19 protein-coding genes, 1 other RNA gene and 1 pseudogene are annotated in these 19777 nt (G+C 70.3%); 14 read left to right on the top strand and 7 right to left on the bottom strand.

Annotated elements, in window-relative coordinates; translation table 11 throughout:
* Positions 1 to 3 precede the first annotated feature (3 nt).
* Genes ACFYPH_RS08690 through ACFYPH_RS08675 form a run of 4 tightly spaced genes read left to right on the top strand, consistent with a single transcriptional unit; the run spans position 4 to position 4187 of the window.
* Positions 4 to 1386, top strand: coding sequence for a DUF1501 domain-containing protein (locus ACFYPH_RS08690; RefSeq protein ID WP_355064268.1), 1383 nt, complete (start codon positions 4 to 6; stop codon positions 1384 to 1386).
* Positions 1383 to 2804 (top strand): ferric reductase-like transmembrane domain-containing protein, encoded by a 1422-nt coding sequence (locus ACFYPH_RS08685; protein ID WP_387180250.1) that lies wholly within the window; start codon positions 1383 to 1385, stop codon positions 2802 to 2804. The genes ACFYPH_RS08690 and ACFYPH_RS08685 overlap by 4 nt, the downstream gene beginning before the upstream one ends.
* An 11-nt stretch (positions 2805 to 2815) precedes the next feature.
* A complete protein-coding gene (locus tag ACFYPH_RS08680; protein WP_387180247.1) occupies positions 2816 to 3415 on the top strand; it encodes an FMN-binding protein in 600 nt (199 codons plus the stop codon).
* Between the two features lie 49 nt (positions 3416 to 3464).
* Positions 3465 to 4187, top strand: coding sequence for an FAD:protein FMN transferase (locus ACFYPH_RS08675; RefSeq protein WP_387180561.1), 723 nt, complete (start codon positions 3465 to 3467; stop codon positions 4185 to 4187).
* A gap of 320 nt (positions 4188 to 4507) precedes the next feature.
* On the opposite strand, the gene ACFYPH_RS08670 is transcribed toward ACFYPH_RS08675, so the two are convergent.
* Positions 4508 to 5179 carry a bifunctional DNA primase/polymerase gene (locus tag ACFYPH_RS08670; RefSeq protein WP_354856687.1) on the bottom strand — a complete coding sequence of 224 codons (672 nt, stop codon included), beginning with the start codon at positions 5177 to 5179 and terminating at the stop codon, positions 4508 to 4510.
* 249 nt (positions 5180 to 5428) lie between these two features.
* Here ACFYPH_RS08670 and ACFYPH_RS08665 point away from each other — a divergent pair, with 249 nt between their 5' ends.
* From ACFYPH_RS08665 to mctP, 7 genes are all read left to right on the top strand, one after another.
* Positions 5429 to 6658 carry a helix-turn-helix domain-containing protein gene (locus ACFYPH_RS08665; RefSeq protein WP_355064271.1) on the top strand — a complete coding sequence of 410 codons (1230 nt, stop codon included), beginning with the start codon at positions 5429 to 5431 and terminating at the stop codon, positions 6656 to 6658.
* Between the two features lie 16 nt (positions 6659 to 6674).
* Positions 6675 to 7247: a flavoprotein gene (locus tag ACFYPH_RS08660; protein WP_354856600.1), complete on the top strand. Its 573-nt coding sequence runs from the start codon at positions 6675 to 6677 to the stop codon at positions 7245 to 7247.
* Positions 7248 to 7341: 94 nt separating this feature from the next.
* Entirely contained in the window at positions 7342 to 8214 is an 873-nt protein-coding gene (locus ACFYPH_RS08655; RefSeq protein WP_387180242.1) for a Nif3-like dinuclear metal center hexameric protein, read from the top strand.
* Entirely contained in the window at positions 8204 to 8941 is a 738-nt protein-coding gene (locus tag ACFYPH_RS08650) for a C4-type zinc ribbon domain-containing protein (protein ID WP_354856603.1), read from the top strand. Before ACFYPH_RS08655 ends, ACFYPH_RS08650 begins: the two co-directional genes overlap by 11 nt.
* A gap of 3 nt (positions 8942 to 8944) precedes the next feature.
* The gene (locus ACFYPH_RS08645; protein WP_355064275.1) at positions 8945 to 10105 is read left to right on the top strand and encodes a bifunctional RNase H/acid phosphatase; all 1161 of its coding nucleotides are present in this window, start codon (positions 8945 to 8947) and stop codon (positions 10103 to 10105) included.
* A 176-nt stretch (positions 10106 to 10281) separates the two neighbouring features.
* Positions 10282 to 10524 carry a DUF3311 domain-containing protein gene (locus ACFYPH_RS08640; protein WP_354856610.1) on the top strand — a complete coding sequence of 81 codons (243 nt, stop codon included), beginning with the start codon at positions 10282 to 10284 and terminating at the stop codon, positions 10522 to 10524.
* The gene (gene mctP, locus ACFYPH_RS08635; RefSeq protein WP_387180238.1) at positions 10524 to 12173 is read left to right on the top strand and encodes a monocarboxylate uptake permease MctP; all 1650 of its coding nucleotides are present in this window, start codon (positions 10524 to 10526) and stop codon (positions 12171 to 12173) included. Before ACFYPH_RS08640 ends, mctP begins: the two co-directional genes overlap by 1 nt.
* Before the next feature lie 94 nt (positions 12174 to 12267).
* Here the strand turns inward: mctP and ACFYPH_RS08630 are convergent, their stop codons facing one another.
* Positions 12268 to 12723, bottom strand: coding sequence for a MarR family transcriptional regulator (locus ACFYPH_RS08630; RefSeq protein ID WP_363940961.1), 456 nt, complete (start codon positions 12721 to 12723; stop codon positions 12268 to 12270).
* A 54-nt stretch (positions 12724 to 12777) separates the two neighbouring features.
* Here ACFYPH_RS08630 and ACFYPH_RS08625 point away from each other — a divergent pair, with 54 nt between their 5' ends.
* Positions 12778 to 14010 (top strand): MFS transporter, encoded by a 1233-nt coding sequence (locus ACFYPH_RS08625; RefSeq protein ID WP_387180236.1) that lies wholly within the window; start codon positions 12778 to 12780, stop codon positions 14008 to 14010.
* Between the two features lie 124 nt (positions 14011 to 14134).
* Here ACFYPH_RS08625 and ACFYPH_RS08620 read toward each other — a convergent pair whose 3' ends face one another.
* Complete coding sequence (locus tag ACFYPH_RS08620) at positions 14135 to 14896, bottom strand: sulfite exporter TauE/SafE family protein (RefSeq protein ID WP_354856618.1); 762 nt, start codon at positions 14894 to 14896, stop codon at positions 14135 to 14137.
* Positions 14897 to 15023: 127 nt separating this feature from the next.
* Between ACFYPH_RS08620 and rnpB the strand changes: the two genes are divergently transcribed.
* Positions 15024 to 15441, top strand: an RNA gene (rnpB, locus tag ACFYPH_RS08615) — RNase P RNA component class A.
* 547 nt (positions 15442 to 15988) lie between these two features.
* Here the strand turns inward: rnpB and ACFYPH_RS08610 are convergent.
* The 4 genes and pseudogenes from ACFYPH_RS08610 to ACFYPH_RS08595 form a co-directional block, all read right to left on the bottom strand.
* Positions 15989 to 17119: a hypothetical protein gene (locus ACFYPH_RS08610; RefSeq protein WP_355064281.1), complete on the bottom strand. Its 1131-nt coding sequence runs from the start codon at positions 17117 to 17119 to the stop codon at positions 15989 to 15991.
* Positions 17120 to 17189: 70 nt separating this feature from the next.
* Positions 17190 to 17678 (bottom strand): GNAT family N-acetyltransferase, encoded by a 489-nt coding sequence (locus ACFYPH_RS08605; RefSeq protein ID WP_355064350.1) that lies wholly within the window; start codon positions 17676 to 17678, stop codon positions 17190 to 17192.
* Positions 17679 to 18255: 577 nt separating this feature from the next.
* Complete coding sequence (locus tag ACFYPH_RS08600) at positions 18256 to 19104, bottom strand: IS3 family transposase (protein WP_355064283.1); 849 nt, start codon at positions 19102 to 19104, stop codon at positions 18256 to 18258.
* A pseudogene (locus ACFYPH_RS08595) lies at positions 19101 to 19388 on the bottom strand (transposase); the annotation flags it as partial. The gene ACFYPH_RS08600 and the pseudogene ACFYPH_RS08595, both read right to left, overlap by 4 nt.
* 154 nt (positions 19389 to 19542) lie before the next feature.
* Here ACFYPH_RS08595 and ACFYPH_RS08590 point away from each other — a divergent pair.
* The gene (locus ACFYPH_RS08590; RefSeq protein ID WP_355064285.1) at positions 19543 to 19776 is read left to right on the top strand and encodes a hypothetical protein; all 234 of its coding nucleotides are present in this window, start codon (positions 19543 to 19545) and stop codon (positions 19774 to 19776) included.
* Position 19777 lies beyond the last annotated feature (1 nt).

The raw sequence follows: 19777 nt of genomic DNA, 5'->3' as shown, positions 1-19777 counted from the left end.
CCGATGGAGAAGACTGTGTACAACTCTTTCCCCCTGCACCCCGAATGCCCGGACCTGCGGCGACTGGCCGACAACCCGGCCGAGGCTCTGTTGCGCGCGGAGGCCGACCTGGTCGCCGCCGAGAACGCGGCCGAGGCCGACCGCTACCGCACGCTGGAGGACCTGGAGGAGGCCCAGCAGGACGGGCGCGGCGTCACCCGACGGACGTTCGTCGCCGGTGCGGCGGCCACCGCCACCGCCCTGGCCACCGCGCAGTTCGTCACCACCTCGGCGTCGTTCGCGGCGACCAAGACCGGCACGCTGATCCACGTCTTCCTCTACGGCGGCCTGGACGGGCTGAGCCTGGTCGCGCCGGACAACGACCCGGTGCTCGCCAAGGCCCGGCCCGACCTGCTGCTCGGCAACGACTCGCTGGCCCTGAGCCGCGGCTTCAAGCTGACCAGCGCGTTCAAGCCGCTGGAGCAGTACCTCAAGGCCGGTCAGCTGGGCTTCATCCCGGCGGTCTCCGACGAGCGGCTGTCCCGCAGCCACTTCCAGGCCGCGGACGCCTGCAACCTGGGCGGGCTGCCCAACGAGACCGGCGGCCGGGGCTGGCTCGACGGCCTGGTCGACCACCTGGGCAAGGGCACCGCGTTCCGTAGCGTCGGCATCGGCAGCACGCTGCCCCGCTCGCTGGTCGGCAACAACGGCGCGCTCTCGCTCAACAGCGTCGGCTCGCTGCGGCTCAACGGCGACGACAAGTTCCGGGCCGCCACCGAGAAGGCCATCAAGGGGCTCTTCACCGGGATCAACCACCCGGTCGAGGAGGCCGTGCAGGAGGGCATGGGCGCGCTGGCCACGGCGCAGAAGCTCGCCGCCAAGCCGTACCAGCCCGCCGCGGGCGTCAAGTACGAGGGCGTCGGCAACGCGTTCCAGCAGCTCGCGCAGCTGATCAAGGGTGGTGCCAACGTCCGGGTCGCGACCGTCGGCATGGGCGGCTACGACACCCACGAGAACCAGGGCACCCGCGAGGGCGGCCAGCTGCACCGCCGGCTGAACGAGCTGGCCAGCGCGATGGCGGCGTTCTTCACCGACCTCGGCCCGCAGGCCGCCGACGTCACGATCATGGTGTCCAGCGAGTTCGGCCGCCGGGTCAGCTCGAACACCGGCGGCACCGACCACGGCCACGGCGGCGTGGTCACCGTCCTGTCCGGCAAGAAGCTGGCCGGATCGCTGCTCGGCACCTGGAACGGCCTGGACAAGCTGGACTCCGGTGACGTGCCGGAATACAACAACATGTTCAACGTGTACGGCTCCCTGGCGCAGGGCCGCTTCGGGCTCACCAACGCCGAGGTGCAGAAGGTGTTCCCCCGCATGAAGTACGCACCGATGAAGCTGTACGCGTGACGCATTCGCACACCCACGCCGCCGGCCGCCGCACCGGGACGACCTCGTCCTGGCACGGCGGCCGGTCGGCGGAACCCGTACCCCCGCAGATCCCGGCCCGGCGCGGACCCGGCGGCCGGCGGCTGCTGGCCGCGCTGCTCCTGGTCGGGCTGCTCGCCAGCGTGCTGCCCTGGTGGCTGGGCACCCCCGCCGGTTCGCTGCGGACCACCGCGGCCACCGTCACCGCGGCCGGCCGGATCACCGGCCTGATTGCCGGCTACCTGCTCCTGGTGCAGGTGCTCATGATGAGCCGGCTGCCGGTGCTGGAGCGGTGGATCGGCGGCGAGCAGCTCGGCCGCTGGCACCGCGACATCGGCGCGACGCTGCTGGTCGCCGTGCTGTCGCACCTGTCGCTGATCCTCGTCGGGTACGCCGACCTGCGAAACCACTCGGTCCTCGCCGAGGTGGGCACGCTGCTCGGCGGCTACGAGGACATGCTCTCGGCCTTCGTCGCCACCGGCATCATGCTGGTGGTCGGCTTCAGCAGCGTCCGGGCGATACGCCGGGCGCTGCCCTACGAGGCGTGGCACCTGCTGCACCGGTCGAGCTATCTGGTGCTGCTGCTCGGTTACGGGCACCAGTTCACCCACGGCGCGCAGCTCTACAAGCCGGGCCCGGTGCGGACCGGCTGGATCGCCCTGTACCTGCTGGTGGTCGCCGCCCTGCTCTGGGGTCGGGTGATCGCGCCACTGGCGTTCAACCTGCGTTACCGGCTGCGGGTGGCCGACGTGGTCGCGGAGAGCCCGGACACCATCTCCATCTACCTCACCGGGGAGCGGCTGGGCCGCCTGGAGATGCTCGGCGGGCAGTACTTCCGCTGGCGCTTCCTCACGCCCGGCTGCTGGTGGCAGTCGCACCCGTTCTCCGTCTCGGCCGCCGCCAACGGCCGGTGGCTGCGGCTCACCGTCAAGGTCGTCGGCCGGCACACCGCCGACCTGCGCGACCTGGACCCGGGGACCCGGGTCTGGGCCCACGGACCGTCGGGCACCTTCACCGCCGCGCACCGGGTGCGCGAGCGGGCGCTGCTGATCGCCGGTGGCAGCGGCATCACGCCCATCCGGGCCATGCTGGAGGAGCTGCCGCCGGGCGCGGCCCTGATCTACCGGGCCCGTACGCCGGCCGACGTGCTGCTCAGCCGGGAACTGGACTGGCTGGCCCAGGAACGCGACACCTCCATCTGGTACGTCATCGGCTCCCGCGACGACCCCGGCCCCCGCCAGCTCATGAGCCCGGACGGGCTGCGCCAACTGGTGCCCGACGTGGCCCGGCGCGACGTCTACCTCTGCGGGCCCTCCGGGCTGGTCGAGCAGTCGGTGCGCGCGCTGCGCCGTGCCGGCGTGCCCCGCCGGCAGATCCACCTGGCCACCTTCGAGCTGTAGGAAGGCATCGCATGCGTCGCGCGTTGTTCGCGATCACCGGTCTGGCCGCCAGCACCACCGCCCTGGTGGTGCTCAAGGGCTCGCCGGGCGCCACCCAGGTCGCCCAGAACCTGCCGACCGCGCAGCCGGTCAACCCCGCCGGGCCGGGCGTCGACCCGAGCGCCGACCCGGCCGCCGACCCGGCGGGCGGGACCCCGAAGCCGTCGGCGACCGCCGCCGCGCCGGTGTCGCCGAAGCCCGGCCGGACGACCGCCCGGCCGTCCGGCACGAAGACCACCGCGAAGGCCCCGACCGCGCCGAAGACCACCAAGGCGCCCCAGTCGACCACCCGCCGGGTCACCGGCCCTCCGGTGGACACGGCCAATGGCTACGGGTACGTGCAGGTGCAGATCGTGGTCTCCGGCAGCAAGATCATCGAAGCGACCACCCTGGCGTTGCCGAGCGGCGGCGAGTCCGACATCCACAGCGGCGACGTTCGCACCAAGTACAACGGCACCGGTGGCGAGGTGGTGAAGAAGCAGAGCGCCAACCTGAACACCGTCTCCGGCGCCACCGCCACCAGCAACGCCTACAAGAGCTCACTGCGGGCCGCGATCGAGCAGGCATTCTGACGTGCCGGCCGCGATGATCCGACCCGGGCTCTGCCGGGTCGAGCAGATCATGGGTACGACGATCACCCTGGACCTCGCCGACGACCTGCCACCGGGCCGCCTGCACGAACTGGCCGATGACGTCTTCGCCTGGATGCGTGAGGTCGACGGCCGCTTCAGCACGTACAAGGCCGACAGCGAGGTGTGCCGCTTCGACCGGGGCGAGGTGCTGCTCTCCGAGGCGTCGGCGGACCTGCGTTTCGTCCTGGAGGCGTGCGCCGACCTGTGGGGCGCCACCGACGGGTTCTTCGACGCGTACGCCACCGGGCGGTTCGACCCGTCCGGGTTCGTGAAGGGCTGGGCGGCGCAGGTCGCCTCCGACCGGCTGCTCGCCGCCGGCGCGGCGAACCACTGCGTCAACGCCGGCGGTGACGTGCGCGTCCGCGGCTTCTCGCCGACGGGGGAGCCGTGGCGGATCGGCATCCGGCACCCCTGGGACGCGATGGCGACGTGTCTGGTGCTCGCCGGCACCGATCTGGCCGTGGCCACCTCGGGGGTCTACGAGCGGGGTCGGCACGTGCTGGACCCCCGTCGGGGCGCGCCGGCCAGCGGGCTGCGCTCGGTGACCGTGGTCGGCAGCGACCTCGGCGTCGCCGACGCCTACGCCACCGCCGCCCTGGCCATGGGGGCGGCGGGGATCGGCTGGCTGGACCGTGTCGGCGACCACACCCACGCGGTCGTCACCGACGACGCCCGCCAGTTCCACTCCACCGCGCTTCCGCTGACGGTCTAGACGCGTGTCTTCTGGATCCGGGCGCGAGCCGGCGACGATCCGGAGAGACGGTCTAGCGCAGCGGGCGACGGGTGCCGGCGGGGCGGGTGCCGGTGGGGCGGGGCCGCCCGGGGCGCGAGCCGGCCGGGCGGGTGCCCGCCCAGCGGTGCCGCGGATAGCTGCGACGGGGCGGTTCGGTGCCGCCGGGATACGGCGACCTGTCGTCCGTGGACATCGTTCCCCCGTTCGTGGCGCGCGTTCGCGCTGTCACCTGCTCAACGAGCACCGGCCGTCCGGCGACGCTGTCGGTCACCGGATCGAATCGTCGGCCGGGGCCCGGGTCACCTGCCCCGGCGGGGCAGGGGCAGGTGACCCGGGAGCAGGTCGGGGGCGAGCGTCACCCCGCTGGCCCGTAGCGCCTCGATCAGGGTGTTCTGCACCAGGTAGGAGTCCGGAAGCCGCCAGCGTGCCTGCTCCGGGGCGACCGCCCAGCGGACGGTCCCCTCGGGCAGCCGGGTGGGCGGCGCCGGGATCCACGAGCCCGGCCCGTGCCGGACGACGTGGAAGCAGTGCTCCAACTCCGGTCGGAGCGGGTCGCCCGGGCGGACCAGGAACATCCACCGGCCGGTGGGGGTGACCAGCACGGGCCCGCGTACGCCGGTGCCGGCCGGGTGGACCTGCACGGCGTCGAGCACGTGCCGGCCGAGGTGGGCCGGCACCTCCAGCACGTCGAAGGTCCGGCCGGTGGGCAGCAGCACGCCGTGCGGGCGGGTGCGCCACCAGGTGGCCACCCGGGCCGGATCGGTGGTGGCGGCCAGCTCCCAGTTCTCCAGGGCGGGGTGGCAGCCCACCGTGGGGCAGCCGGCCCGACCGCACACGAACCGGCTGCGGGCGAGGCAGGCGCCGGGGGTCACCTCCCAGCCGTGTACGGCGTACCGGATGGCGACCCGGCGCAGCCGGACGCGTTCCAGCGGCGACAGTTCGGCGACGCGCGGTACGACGTTCCCCCACATGTGTGCCATCTCCCCTCGTCGGGCCCGGCGAACGCCAGGTCGCATGTCGAGCACCGTCACTGCCGTAACCCACGATCGTTGAGGTTGACGAACGGCTCGTGCAACTTGCACGAAAAGTACGAGGACTGGCTGTCCGGCTGACGTACAGGCTGTGCGACCAGCGAAAACTGCAAGACGAACGACGGATCGCCGCACCCGCGGACATCGCCGCCAACCGATGGGTGGCGGCGGCAGGGGAGGGATGGGGAGATGGACGAGCTACCCATTGGACGGCGAGTGGCCTACTGGCGGGGGCGACGCAAGATGTCGCAGCAGGTCTTCGCCGACCGTCTGGGCAAGTCGAAGAGCTGGGTGGACAAGGTCGAGCGGGGCGTCCGCCGGCTGGACAAGTTCTCCGTCCTCTACGAGATCGCCGACATCCTGCAGATGGACGTGCAACTGCTGCTGGGCCGTGACCCGGAGCGGCGTACCGACGCGCTGAACTGCATCGACCAGGTCGAGGTGCAGGAGATCCGGGCCGCCCTGGAGCGGTACGACTCGATGAGCGCCTACTTCGACGCCGTGCCGTACCCGCCTCCGCTGGACGACATGCGCAAGGCCGTCAACCACGCCTGGCTCACCTACCAGTACGGCCGCTACGGGATGCTCACCCGGGCGCTGCCCAAGCTGCTGCGCGACGCTCAGGCGGCCGACGCCGCCTACGGGGGAGCGCAGGCGCCGGAGGCGGCCCACCTGCTCGGGCAGGTCTACCAGATCGCCTCGTCGGTGCTGCGCAAGCTCGGTGAGTGCGAGCTGGCCTGGCTGGCCGCCGACCGGTCGATGGCGGTGGCCCAGCGGGCCGACGACCCGCTGCTGGCCGGCATCGCCACCACCCGGGTCTGCAACGCCCTGGTCGCCATGGGGCGGGCCCGGCCGGCGCTGGAGCTGAACGTCCAGATCGCCAACCGGCTGGCTCCCGGCGGCAGCAACGAGGTCTCCCCGGCCCGGCTGTCGGTCTACGGGATGCTGCTGTTGCAGGGGGCCATGGCCGCGTCCCGGATCGGTGACTCGGCAAGCGTCGACGACCTGATCAACTGCGCGCAGGAGGCCGCCACCCTGCTCGGCGGCGACCACAACCACTACTGGACCTCGTTCGGCCCGACGAACGTCGAGTTGCACCGGGCCGCCGCCGCCGTCGAGTTGGGTGACGGGGGCCGCGCGGTGGAGGTGCACCAGGTACGCATCGTGGAGCCCGCGTTCAACGCGTTGCTGCCCGAGCGCCGCGCCCACCACCTGCTCGACATCGCCCGGGGGTACGCCCAGATCGGCGACGTGGCGAACGCCGGCGAGATGCTGCTGCTCGGCGATCGGCTCGCGCCGTCGGAGATCCGCTGCCGGCCGATCGCCCACGAGGTGATGTCGGACGTCCTTCGTCGCACACGTGGTGCGCCGCCTTCTCCGGTAGCGGAGTTGGCTGAGCACATGGGAGTAGGGGTATGAGCGCGGAGCCGGCTTGATGACCGGCGCACCACACACCAGCGAGCACCGTGCGGTGCTCTACGTCATCGCCTGCGGTTCGCCGCTGGCCCGCCACGTCGGCCGTCTGGTCGAGCTGGCCCAGTCGGATGACTGGGACGTCTGCGTGATCACCACGCCGGACGGCGCCAAGTTCGTCGACCGGCCGGCCCTGGTCCGGCAGACCGGCCACCCGGTGCGGACGCACTACAAGAATCCCGGCGACCCGGACGTGCTGCCGCCGGCCGACGCCATGATCGTCTGCCCGGCGACCGTGAACACGGTCAACAAGTGGGCGGCCGGCATCGCCGACACCCTCGCTCTCGGGCTGCTCGTCGAGGCGCAGGGCAAGGGCGTTCCGATCGTCGCGGTGCCGTACACCAATGTCGCGATGGCCGCCCACCCGGCGTTCCGGGCCGGTGTGGCCCGGCTGGCCGACTGGGGCGTCACGGTGCTCTTCGGTGATCATGTGGTCGCCCTGCACCCGCCCGGGACGGGTGAGCAGCACCTGCACGCGTTCCCCTGGCAGATGCCGCTGGCCGCGCTGCGGACCGTCGCGTACCGGGCCGCCTGAGCGCCCGCCGGTCGCCTCCCACGGGTCGACAGACCGGCGCGGCCGGGCCGGGCGTCGCCGCCCGAAGGTCCCCGCGCCGGTAAGCTGGCCCGCCGTGAGCATCAGCGCATCCACAGCCACGGTGACGGACGTCGTCGCCGAGTTGGAACGGCGCTATCCGCCGAGCTGGGCCGAGGAGTGGGACCGCGTCGGCCTGGTGCTCGGCGAGCCGAGCGCCCCGGTCCGCCGGGTGCTCTGCGTGGTCGACGTGGTGCCCGAGACGGTCGCCGAGGCGCTGACCGTCGGCGCGGACATGATCGTCGCGCATCACCCGCTGCTGCTGCGGGGGGTCTCCTCGGTCGCTGCGACGACAGTCAAGGGGCGGATCGTCCACCAGCTGATCCGGGCCGGCGTGGCGCTGTACGTGGCGCACACCAACGCCGACGTCGCGTCCCCCGGCGTCTCCGACGCCCTCGCCGCCCGGTTCGGCCTGACCGGCCTGCGCCCGTTGCAGCGGCCGGCGGCCGGCTCGGCCGCTCACGGCGACGACCGGGGCATCGGCCGGATCGGGGAGTTGCCCCGCCCGATGACCCTCGCCGAGCTGACCCGGCACGCCGCCGCCGTGCTCCCCGTCACGTCCTGGGGAGTTCGCGCCGCGGGGCATCCCGGGCGTAGGGTTCGTACCCTCGCCGTCAGCGGTGGGTCGGGGGACAGCTTCCTCGGCGCCGCGACCGCCGCCGGGGTGGACGCGTTTCTCACCTCCGACCTGCGGCACCATCCGGCCAGCGAGCACCTCGCCGCCGATGGTCCCGCCCTGATCGACGCCGCCCACTGGGCGACCGAACGACCGTGGCTGGACGACCTGGCCGCCCTCCTGCGAGAGGCGCCGGGCGTCGAGACGCTGGTGTCCGACCTGGACACCGATCCGTGGACCATGCACGCCGCCGCACCCGTTGTGGACGACAAGGAGCCCGACCGTGAAGGCTGACCCCCAGGTCCAGCGCCGCCTGCTCGACCTTCAGGCGATCGACACCAACCTCGCCCAGCTCGCGCACCGCCGCCGCTCGCTGCCGGAGCGGGCCGAACTGGAGGCGCTGGCCCGGGAGCTGTCGTCGCTGGAGGACGAGCGGGTTCGCGCCCAGGTCGCGGTCGACGACCTGGACCGGGACATCGCCCGCCTGGAGAAGGACGTCGAGCAGGTGCGGGCCCGCAAGGAGAAGGACCAGAACCGACTCGCCGCCGGCACCGGCCCGGCCCGGGAGTTGGAGGCGCTCCAGCACGAGCTGGCCTCGCTCAACCGGCGCCAGGGCGACCTGGAGGACGCCGAGCTGGAGCTGATGGAGCAGCGGGAGACCGCGCAGGGCGTGCTGGACGGCGTGGAGCAGCGGCTGGCCGACACCCGGGAGAAGCGGGCCGCCACCGAGCAGCGCCGTGACGACGCGCTGGCCGAGATCGCCAAGGACGAGGAGTTCAAGCGGGGGGCCCGGCAGCCGCTCGCGGCCGACCTCCCGGCCGAGCTGGTCACCCTCTACGACAAGATCCGCGCGGACACCGGGTTGGGCGCGGCGCTGCTCACCGCGGGCCGCTGCGGCGGCTGCCGGCTGGACCTCTCCGGCGCCGACCTGGCCCGCATCCGCAAGGCGGCCCCGGACGACGTGGTCCGCTGCGAGGACTGCCGGCGGATCATGGTCCGTACCAACGAGTCGGGCCTGTAGGTCGTGGCGCCGCGCGTGGTCGTCGTCGAGGCTGACGGCGGGTCCCGGGGCAACCCCGGGCCGGCCGGCTACGGCGCGGTGGTGCGCGACCCGGAGACCGGCGAGGTGCTCGCCGAGCGCTCCGAGTCGCTGGGTACGGCGACCAACAACGTCGCCGAGTACCAGGGCCTGATCGCCGGTCTGCGGGCCGCCGCCGAGCTGAATGCCGCCGAGGTGGACGTCCGGATGGACTCCAAGCTGGTGGTCGAGCAGATGTGCGGCCGGTGGCAGATCAAGCACCCGGGCCTGCGGCCGCTCGCCGCCCAGGCGGCCACGCTGGTGGGCCGCTTCGGCGCGGTCCGCTTCACCTGGATTCCCCGCGAGCAGAACCGGCACGCCGACGCGCTGGCCAACGCCGCCATGGACGCCGCCGCCGGCCGGCCCACCCCGCCGCCGGCCTCCCTCGGCGCACCGGCCTCGGCCAGCGCCCCGGCCGGGGGCGCCACGACGGGCAGCGACCCGGCCACCGCGCCGGCCTCCTGGGAGCCCCGCCCGAGCTTCACGGCCACCCGCCTGATCCTCGTGCGGCACGGCGAGACCGCGTACACCGAGCAGGGCCGCTACTCCGGCCGCGGCGACGTGCCGCTCTCCGAGCGCGGCCGGGCCCAGGCCCGCGCCACCGGCGCCCGGGTGGCCGCGCTGGCCCCGTCCGTCGCGGCCGTGCTCAGCTCACCCCTGTCCCGGTGTACGGCCACCGCCGCGGCGATCGCCGGGGCGCTCGGTGACGTGCCGGTCCGCACCGAGACCGACCTGATCGAGTGCGACTTCGGGCAGTGGGAGGGGCGCACCTTCGCCGAGGTACGCCAGGAGTGGCCGGGGGAGATGGACGCCTGGCTCGCCTCGCCACGGATCGCCCCGCCGGGCGGCGAGTCGTTCACGCAGGTGGCCGAACGCGTCCACCGGGTCGTCAACGCGCTGCCGGCGGCGTACCCCGGGGAGACCGTGGTGGTCGTCTCGCACGTCTCGCCGATCAAGCTGGCGCTGCGCGACGCCCTCGCCGCCAGCGACGCCTTCCTGCACCGGCTCTTTTTGGACGCGGCCGGCATCTCGGTGCTCGACATGTGGCCCGACGGCGGCATCGCGGTCCGCACGGTCAACGACACCGCGCACCTGCCCGCCGCCTGAGCCGCGCCCCTCCGGCACCGGTCGCACCTCGCCCGCCAGCGGAACTGTCGCGCCGTTCGGCGCAGCCGGTGCGCCGTTCGGCGCAGAGCCGTCCGGGCGCTGATCGTGACGGCGGTCACAGAGTCGTAGCCTCCGGCCGTTACATCGAGTGCCTCGACTCCCCGGAGGTGTGTCAGATGCCTGCACCGGAACCGGAGGCGCCCACCACGGCGCCAACCCGGGCGAAGGACCACAGTCCCTGGAACTGGTTGCTCTTTCTCCCCATCGTGGTGCCGCTGATCCCGGCGTTCTTCAACGGCGACGCGCCCCGGATCTTCGGGTTCCCGCGCTACTACTGGCTGCAACTGGCCTGGATCCTGCTCGGTGTCTCCACGACGACGCTGGTCTACCAGATGACCAAGAAGCGGGGTGAGCACTGATGTGGCGTGACCATCTCACCGAGATCATCGTCTTCTCCCTGCTGTTCCTGCTGGTCAGCGCGATGGGCTTCGTGGCCGCGCGGTGGCGGCGGCCGAAGGACATGGCGCACCTCGACGAGTGGGGCCTGGGCGGGCGCAGCTTCGGCGGCTGGATCACCTGGTTCCTGGTCGGCGGTGACCTCTACACCGCGTACACCTTCGTGGCGGTGCCGGCGTTGATGTTCGGAGCCGGGGCGGCCGGGTTCTTCGCGGTGCCGTACACGATCGTCGTCTACCCGCTGGTCTTCCTGGTGCTGATCCGGCTCTGGTCGGTCTCGCACCGGCACGGCTTCGTCACCCCGGCCGACTTCGTCCGTACGCGGTTCGACTCGCCGGTGCTGGCGCTGCTGATCGCGATCACCGGCATCGTGGCCACGATGCCCTACATCGCGCTGCAACTGGTCGGCATCGAGGCGGTCCTCAAGACGATGGGCGTCACGGGTGAGAGCACCCTGGCCCGGCACCTGCCGATCATCATCGCGTTCGCGATCCTGGCGGCGTACACCTACCAGTCCGGGCTGCGCGCTCCGGCGCTGATCGCGTTCGTCAAGGACAGCCTGATCTACATCGTCATCCTGGTGGCGGTCATCTACCTGCCGTACAAGCTCGGTGGCTGGGGCGACATCTTCGACGCGGCGGACGCGAAGTTCCAGGCGTCACCGAACCCGAACGACGGCATCCTGCTCAACGGCAACAACCAGCTGCAGTACGTCACGTTGGCGTTCGGCTCGGCGCTGGCGCTGTTCCTCTACCCGCACAGCATCACCGGCGTGCTGGCCAGCCGGAACCGCGACGTGATCAAGCGCAACATGTCGGCGCTGCCGGCGTACAGCCTGCTGCTCGGTCTGATCGCGTTGCTCGGCTACATGGCCATCGCGGCCGGGGTGAAGCCGCTGGCGGGGGCGAAGGCGGGCAGCGTCGACAACAACACGATCGTGCCGCTGCTGTTCGACAAGCAGTTCCCGGACTGGTTCGCCGGGGTCGCGTACGCCGCCATCGGCATCGGCGCGCTGGTGCCGGCGGCGATCATGTCGATCGCGGCGGCGAACCTGTTCACCCGCAACATCTACAAGGAGTACCTGAAGCGGGACGCCTCCCCGGCGCAGGAGGCGAACGTCTCGAAGATCGCCTCGCTGGTGGTCAAGGTCGGGGCCGTGGCCTGCATCGTGTTCCTCGACCCGCAGTTCTCGATCGACCTCCAGCTCATCGGCGGCGTGATCATCCTGCAGACGCTGCCGGCCGTGGCGCTGGGCCTCTACACCCGCTGGTTCCACCGGACCGCCCTGATCGCCGGCTGGGTCGCCGGGATGGGGCTCGGCATGTGGATGCTCTACCAGGTGGCCAGCCCCACCCGGAAGCACTTCGGCGGGTCGGCGTTCCCGCTGGAGAAGTTCGGGTTCGACACGCCCAAGACGATCTACGTCGGCATCGTGGCCGTGCTGGTCAACCTGGCGGTCGCCGCGCTGTTGACGCTGGTCCTGCGGGCCGCCAAGGCGCCCGAGGGAGTCGACGGCACCACGCCGGACGACTACTTCGCCGACGAGGGCGACCCCCGCATCACCCCCGGCGCCGACCGCGACGCCGACTCGGCCCGCGAACCGGTCGCCTGACCCCGTTCCCCGGGCGCCCGCCGCGAGGTCGGCGCCCGGGGCGACGGTGGGGCGTTGGCGCGCCGTCCGGGCGCACGCCACCGGGGAGGCGGGCTCAGCGGCGGTTGCGGTTCACCAGGGCCTGGTTGAGGCGGCCCAGTAGGGTCGCCAGGGTGGCCCGGTCCTCGGTGCTCCAGTCGGCCAGCATGTCGCCGTAGAGCCGGGTGCGGGCGGCCTGCACGGCGGCCATCCGCTGTAGCCCGGCCGGGGTGGGGGAGATGACCGTGCCTCGGCCGTCCGTCGGGTCGGGGGCGCGGACGATCAGGCCGTCGCGTTGCAGGGCGGAGACCTGCCGGGTCACCGTCGAGCCGTCCAGGTTGAGTCGCGCGGCGAGGGCGGAGACGTTCTGCGGGCCGGCGGCGTCCAGGTGCCGCAGGATGACGTACGCCGCGCGGTCGAGCACTCGGTGCTCGGCGGTGCCGGTGGCCCGCCGGGTGGCCTCGCCGAAGCGCATCAACAGGGCCACCTCGGTCTCGATCCGGCCGAGGGTGCTCTCGTGGTCGTCGCTCATAGCTGTATGATACAGGGTAAATACCTGTACGATACAGCTAATTGGGGAGTCGGAGTGGATGGGTCATCCGAACCAAACCGCAGTGCCATCTACGCCACCACACTGGTGGCCTTCCTCGCGATCGCCGGCATCGCCGTGGTCGACCCGATCCTGCCGGCCATCGGCGACGCGATCGGGGTCACCGCCTGGCAGGTCGAGTTGCTGTTCACCGCGTACATCGCGGTCATGGCCCTCGGCATGATCCCGGCGACGCTCGCCAGCGGCCGGTTCGGGTTCAAGCCGGTGCTGATCACCGGGGTCTCGGTGGTCGGGCTGGCCGCCATCCTCGCCTCGTTCAGCGACAACATCGTGCAGCTGTCCGTGCTGCGCGGCGTCTGGGGGCTGGGCAACGCGATGTTCTTCGCCACCGCCATGGTGGTGCTGGTCAACCTGGCCGTCGACCGGGAGTGGGTGGTCGGCCTGTTCGAGACAGCCCTCGGCCTCGGCTTCGCCGTCGGACCGCTGATCGGCGGCCTGCTCGGCCAGGTCAGCTGGCGGCTGCCGTTCTTCGTCTGCGGCGTCTTCATGGTGCTCGCGCTCGGCGTGGCCGCCCGCAAGCTGCGCGAACCCACCAACCGGCAGGCCCCGGTACGCGTCGGCCAGATCTTCGCCACCTACCGCCGACCGGCGTTCATCGCCCTCTGCGTGGTGACCGCCGCGTACAACTTCGTGTTCTTCGTCGTGCTCGGCTACACGCCGCTCTTCCTCGGCCTGGACGTCGTCCCGCTGGGGCTCGCGTTCACCGGCTGGGGGCTCGGCCTGGCCACCGGCATCCTGGTGATCGGCCACCGGCTGGCCCACCGGATCGGCGCGGTGCAGACCGTCGGCGTGGCCATCGCCGGGCTGCTGGTCTGCATGGTCCTCTTCGCCACCTCCACCAGCACCGCCGAGGCGCTCGTGGTGCTCGTGCTCGCCGGCCTCTGCATGGGCCTGGCCAACGCCAACCTCACCGACCTGGCGCTCGGCCTCGGCTCCAGCGACCGCAGGCTCGCCACCGGCGCGTTCAACCTGGTCCGCTGGGGCGCCGCCGCGCCCGCGCCGATCATCTCCGGAAAGCTCGCCGAGCGCTCGCTGTCGCTGCCGTTCTGGGTCGGCTTCGGGGTGCTCGCCGTCGGCGTGCTGGTCTACCTGGCCTTCGCGCACGTGATGGCCGCCGGCTACGGCGAGCGGGTGCTGTGGTCCCGCTGGAACCGCAGCGCCGCGAGTGCCGAGAACACCGCCGAGGAGCCGGTCGGCGAGGCGTACTGACCCCCGGCTCCCGCCGGTCCGCTGCGCCGTTCGAGATCCGCGCACTTTCGGGGATATTGCTGCCTCCGGGCTCGCTGAGGCAGCAACATCCCGGAAGTTGCGCGGATCTTGGCGTTGACGCCGCTCAGTGCAGGGCACGCCAGAGCAGGTAGAGGCCGATCGTCGTACCGAACACCACGATCAGCGTCTTGAGCAGCACCGGCGGCAGCCGACGGACGAGCCGGGCGCCCGCGTACCCCCCGATCAGCGTCGCCGGCGCGACCACCGCGACCGCCGCCCAGTTCACCGGGCCGAACAGGGCGAACACCACAAGCGTCGTGAGCCCCACCAATGCGGAGAGCAGATTCTTGATGGCGCTCACCCGCGCCAGCGTCGCGTCCAGCACCAGAGCCAGGCCGGCGACCAGCATCACCCCGAGCGCCGCGCCGAAGTACCCGCCGTACACCGCGCCGAGCGCGACCATCGTCTGCACCGCGACCGTCCGCCGCCGTGGCGACAGGTCGCGGGGGTGACCGACCAGCCGGCGCAGCGGGTCCTGGAAGGCCAGGACCGCGGTCGCGCCGAGCACCAGGAACGGTACGACCAGCTCGAACGCGCGGGCCGGGGTGGCCAGCAACAGCAGCGCCCCGACGATCGTGCCCACGATGGTGGTCGGCACCAGCGTGGCCAGCGCCCGAGGGCGCGGCAGGTCCTGCCGGCTGCCCGCCACGCTGGCCACGTACCCGGGGAACACGGCGACGGAGTTGCTCACGTTCGCCGGCACCGGCGGCAACCCGACCGCGATCATCGCCGGGAAGGTGATCAGCGAACCGCCACCGGCCACCGCGTTGACCGTGCCAGCGGCGAGACCGGCGGCGAGCAGCAGCGCGGCGTGGGAGAGATCCATAGCCCCACGAGGCTAGCCGCCGCCTTTTAGGCTGGCGTCGCCGGATCGCCTATGAGCTGCCCGATCTTGCCCAGGCGGGGCGGCAATACTGGAAGAGCGTCCGTCGTTAGGATGGGAGCGCGACGGACGAGTCGACCGGGCGGTCGCGTCGGCGGGCTCCGGCCCGCCGCCGAGGAACGTCCGGACTCCACAGGGCAGGGTGGTTGTTAACGGCAACCCGGGGCGACCCGCGGGACAGTGCCACAGAAAACAGACCGCCGACCCCAACGGGGACGGTAAGGGTGAAACGGTGGGGTAAGAGCCCACCAGCACCCCGGGTGACCGGGGTGGCTCGGTAAACCCCACCCGGAGCAAGGCCAAGCAAGGGCCGTCACCGCAAGATGACGACCCGGCGCAGACGCTTGAGGGCTGCCCGCCCGATGTCTGCGGGTAGGCCGCTAGAGCCTGCCGGCAACGGCAGGCCGAGATGGATGGCCGCCGCCGGCGCGGAACCCCTTTGGGGTACGCGCCGCGCACAGAATCCGGCGTACAGGTCGACTCGTCCGTCGCCCCCCAGCTCAGAGACCTGATCAAGGCTTGAGCTGGTTCGATGTTGAGGCGTCATTCATGGTCAAACGTCGGGCGGCATCCGGTGCCCTGGAGACGCCCTGAGGGTCGACTGAGTCGAACCTCGTCTCAGATCGGGCTGGCTGTGCCGTCGTGGGTCATCTTCAGGCCCCCGCTTGATAGTCCCCGAGTCGGGCAGCAGCTGTGGGGGAGGGGCGGGAACGTCCCGCCGGTGGAGATGGCGCCGCGACCTGTGATCCAGCGGCAAGCCAGTCCCAGGGTGGGACTGGCGCGGCAGACGGCGCCCTGTCGGCCTCAGTTCTGTTCAAGAGTGTGCCCGATGAAGTTGATGAGCGGAGTGCAACCTATCCCCAACGCCCGCCGGCTCACACTGAGGTTAAGGGGCCGTGTGACCGGATGAACGGACCTCCACCCTATGGCCGGGTCGCCTGCTCCTGTCGTGCTACCTGGTCCGCCTGATGAGCCAGGGCTGGTCCATCCCTGCCGACAGGCTCGACAAAGAGATTGCCAGTACCCGGCCTGAGGCTAGCCATTTCTGTATCTGCGGCTCCGGTATATCTTCTGCTCCACTCCGCGCGCCCACTTGGGCAACTTCTTCAGAAGAGGGATGTATCGCAGAGCCGGTGCAGCAAATTTGCTAGCAATTAGCAGAGTGCCGGCGCCGCCGCCGAGGAGCAGCAGATGACTGCGCATCGCCGTCCAGGTCCCACTGAATGCCCTAAAGAGGTAGCTCCGCTCAAATGTAACCGGGTCCTGGGTAAGAAACAGGAGAACGGAAACGAAGAGAGCTGCGGTCATAGCCGTCCGCATGACCGAACCACCGCGAGCTCTCGAAAACGCCGCAAAGGACCGGAACTCGTTATCTCGAGAAACTACGCCCTTGCTTCGCCAGAAGTAGACGAGGACCTTGCTTTTGCTGAACAGGTTTATCGCACGATCGAGATATGGTTCCCACACGAGGCCCTCGAGAATTCGCGTGTAGTGCATCTCGGGCGCCTGCTGGTAGCTCTGCAGTGAGGCAGGCACTACGGCAAGACAGTTGACATGCTGCACGTCCACGACCAGATGTGACCAGTCAAGGTCCGATGAAACCGCAACCGTCTCGCGGAGCTCATTTACTCGCATATCGAGAAGTGCGCCCGCACGGCGGTGTCCGAGGCGGTGCCAAGTCCACATCCGCCCAGGGTTCCTGACCGGAAGGCGAAATCTGAGGTAAACCTCCTCCTCTGCCTCTATCGCTCGAGCCGGGAAAATCTCCCACAGTGAGAACTCTGCCGTGCTTATCTTCGAGTCGCGAACGCATTTTCTTGTGTCGAGTGACATAAGGATCATCGGCCCATCACCGTCGTCGTAGACCCGCTCTCCGTTCCCGTCTGTGGCAACACTGACGGCCGTATTGCCGAAGACAAGATTCAGGTCTGCGGTGCGATTCAGCATCCGGGGAATTACGTCTGTCAACTCCCCTTCAGCGGTTCCGAAAGGTACGGCGATCCGGAAGGAGTCCAACGCTGAGGAGGATGGTCTTACCTTCAAGCCGATGTCACACAAGAACAAGGACCTGCGAAATAGGCCCGGCAGGCACCACAGATTGATGTCAAGCTTGCAGACTTCGAATGCAGGTGGCCTGGGATGGCGGACGACCGCGAAGAAGCCCATTAAGCTTCACCTTCGAAGAACCGAGGGGTGTAGCCGAGCGTGAGGGCACTCGACGGGGGGTGCAGGTGCCTTACTTTAGTTCGGCGTTGTCAAGCATGGAAGGTGTTGCGAAGTCCGCCGCCGCGAGCTGCTCCGCCAGTGACCACTGCAGGACAAGCTCATCCTCGCCAAAGCCGTATCTGTTCAACTCAAGAGAAGCTTGGTCAAAGCCGAACGGTACCAGAAGTGAGCGTACGCTCGCGGAGTGCTGGTTCCGCACTGTCAGAAATCCGACTTCCGTCTCTTCTCGAGCCCATCTGCAAAGACAATTCTGCACCAAACGACGGCCCACGCCTCTTCGGCGCATTGTCGGGTCAACCCAGAGCGTGCTGAGCTTGAAGCGGTCCGGGCCCTTTGGCGTTTCAACCGCTACCCCGACCAGATGTTGGCCTCCGGCACGCCCGAGGGCTACGGCGACGGTGCACCTAGCTTGCCCGTCTAGAACCTCGCCTAGCCTCCGGAAGAGTTGCTGGTCCCCCTGAGGATAGAGCTGCCTCACTGTGGGTCCTACCGACTGCATGACTGGCAGCAGATCGATGCCTTGAAGTGGCCGGATCAGGATGTCGTAGCAGGGCAGTTGGGCCAGCGAGGCATCGGGGGCGGTAGCGATAGCATCGACCAGAGGGGTTTGGGCGACTTTGGGCGTAACGGCCGAGACAGTGCCGTTTGGGCGGTGACCTGGAAAGAGTGCCACCGCTACCCCCTAACCATTCCGGTAGCCTCTGGTTGCCCGCGGCTAACGACTGCATGCCGCACGGCGATGTGCGCGCTGCCTAAAGATCGCGTCCGAAGGACGGCACCGTACCATGCCCGCGTTAACGGCAGCTACCACCCACAGTCGAGGCCTACCCGTAGTGCTGGCGTCCAAACAGAGCAGGGTTTGCGGCTCAACGCGGCATCCGCGACCTCAAGCGTACCCAACCTTGGTAAACGACCCGGTCCTTCGACGGAAACGCGCCTATCGGTCAAAGCTGGAATCCGAGGTGCGAATGAGTTCCCCCGCTTTGATGGAGCGGTGGTTACCTGCTCCCGGCTGGTGCAGGGATGGCGATAGGTGGCTCGGAGGGTTGCGTCTGGCGGCTGTGCCAGGCGGTCTCCTACTCGTCCGGGCTGAGGTAGCCCAGTTCCTTCTGGATGCGGCGGGTGTTGTACCAGCCGTCGATGTAGGCGAAGATCGCGTTCTCGGCCTCGTCGCGGGTCCGCCAGCTCGTGCGGTAGACGAGTTCGATCTTCAGCGTGGACCAGAAGTTCTCCATCAGGGCGTTGTCGTAGGAGTCGCCGACGGAGCCCATCGACGGCAGGATCCCGTTGTCCTGTAAGCGTTCCGCGAAGCGAAACGACGTGTAGTTCGACCCACGGTCCGAGTGGTGGATCAGTTGGCCGTCGCGGACGTCGCGGGACCAGATGCCGTATTCGAGGGCGGCGAGGATCAGGTCGGTGTCGCAGCGGTCGGAGGTCTTCCCGCCGACGGTCCGGCGGGAGAACGCATCCCGGACCGCGGCGAGCCAGAACACGCCCTCGCCGCAGGGGATGCGGGTGGGGTCGGCGACCCAGAGCCGGTTCGGCCCGGCGGCGGTGAACTGCCGGTTGACCAGATCTGGCGCCGGCGTGTGCCGTGGATCCTGCCGGGTGGAGCCGCCGCGCCAGCCTCGACGCAGGAACGCACCCTGCCAGCCGTGGGCCGCCATCAACCGCTCGACCCGCTTGCGACCCACACCGATGCCGTCACGGCGTAGCTGCCGGTGCACCCGGTCCGCGCCGTAGGTGCGTCCGGAGGTCTCCCAGATCTCGTAGATGTTCGACAACAGGCCCAGGTCGACCACGTCGCGGTCGCAGGGCTGCTCGGCCTGCCTGACCCACGCGTAGTAGGTCGAGGCGTCGATGTTCAGGACCCGTAGCAGGAGCGCGACCGCGAATTGGTCACGGTGTTCATAAATGAACGTCATGACCGTCGCCGGGTCGGGTCGAGCTCCGCCGCGAAATACGCGCTCGCCGCTTTCAGGATCTCGTTCGCCCGCCGCAGCTCGGTGACTTCTCTGCGCAGCTGGCGGTTCTCCTCAGCCATCTTGCTGGTCGGCCGGTCGTGACGCTCGCCGGCGTCGGCCTCGGCTTGGCGGATCCAGTTCCGCAATGCCTCGTGATGCACGCCCAGCTGCTCGGCCAGGCGCCGGATCACCGGCTTCGGGTCCGACTCGCGGTACAAGCGCACAGCGCGGACGTAGCTCGTCGGGGTACTTCTTCGGTGCTGCCACGGACGACTTCCTCCCCATGGCCATCAGGCCATGGTCAAGAAGCTCCATAAAGCGGGGGTGGCTCAGAAGCCCTGACGCACGACCGGACCGACCGGCTGGCTTCCGTAGCGGTCTTGGTGGTCCCATTCGTGGATGAGGTGGGACGAGTGCGTGCTGGAGGTGCTGGAGCACCTGGGGGAGATGGGTCTGGTCGGGCTGGTCAAGATTGACGGGGAGCGGGAGCGCAAGCCCTGGACCGTGGTGATCTCGGGTCAGGGGCTCGACGGCGCGTCGATCAGGGTCGACGGCCACAGCCTCGACTACTGCCTGAAGGATGCGGTCGCCGCGCTTCATGAGCGCTTCCCGGACGAACTCGCGCTGCGCTGAG

It is taken from the genome of Micromonospora sp. NPDC005252, assembly GCF_042872475.1.
In the GTDB taxonomy this organism is placed as follows: domain Bacteria; phylum Actinomycetota; class Actinomycetes; order Mycobacteriales; family Micromonosporaceae; genus Micromonospora.
The sequence above is the reverse complement of the archived record's forward strand: the minus strand, read 5'-3'. Positions and strand labels throughout refer to the sequence as shown.

Bases quoted from the DNA above. Each gene is read 5' to 3' on its own strand.
- ACFYPH_RS08690 (WP_355064268.1), top strand. From the start codon at position 4: ATGGAGAAGACTGTGTACAACTCTTTCCCCCTGCACCCCGAATGCCCG.
- ACFYPH_RS08680 (WP_387180247.1), top strand. From the start codon at position 2,816: ATGCGTCGCGCGTTGTTCGCGATCACCGGTCTGGCCGCCAGCACCACC.
- ACFYPH_RS08675 (WP_387180561.1), top strand. From the start codon at position 3,465: ATGGGTACGACGATCACCCTGGACCTCGCCGACGACCTGCCACCGGGC.
- ACFYPH_RS08670 (WP_354856687.1), bottom strand. From the start codon at position 5,179: ATGTGGGGGAACGTCGTACCGCGCGTCGCCGAACTGTCGCCGCTGGAA.
- ACFYPH_RS08665 (WP_355064271.1), top strand. From the start codon at position 5,429: ATGGACGAGCTACCCATTGGACGGCGAGTGGCCTACTGGCGGGGGCGA.
- ACFYPH_RS08660 (WP_354856600.1), top strand. From the start codon at position 6,675: ATGACCGGCGCACCACACACCAGCGAGCACCGTGCGGTGCTCTACGTC.
- ACFYPH_RS08640 (WP_354856610.1), top strand. From the start codon at position 10,282: ATGCCTGCACCGGAACCGGAGGCGCCCACCACGGCGCCAACCCGGGCG.
- mctP (WP_387180238.1), top strand. From the start codon at position 10,524: ATGTGGCGTGACCATCTCACCGAGATCATCGTCTTCTCCCTGCTGTTC.
- ACFYPH_RS08630 (WP_363940961.1), bottom strand. From the start codon at position 12,723: ATGAGCGACGACCACGAGAGCACCCTCGGCCGGATCGAGACCGAGGTG.
- ACFYPH_RS08620 (WP_354856618.1), bottom strand. From the start codon at position 14,896: ATGGATCTCTCCCACGCCGCGCTGCTGCTCGCCGCCGGTCTCGCCGCT.
- ACFYPH_RS08610 (WP_355064281.1), bottom strand. From the start codon at position 17,119: ATGGGCTTCTTCGCGGTCGTCCGCCATCCCAGGCCACCTGCATTCGAA.
- ACFYPH_RS08605 (WP_355064350.1), bottom strand. From the start codon at position 17,678: ATGCAGTCGGTAGGACCCACAGTGAGGCAGCTCTATCCTCAGGGGGAC.
- ACFYPH_RS08600 (WP_355064283.1), bottom strand. From the start codon at position 19,104: ATGACGTTCATTTATGAACACCGTGACCAATTCGCGGTCGCGCTCCTG.
- ACFYPH_RS08590 (WP_355064285.1), top strand. From the start codon at position 19,543: ATGAGGTGGGACGAGTGCGTGCTGGAGGTGCTGGAGCACCTGGGGGAG.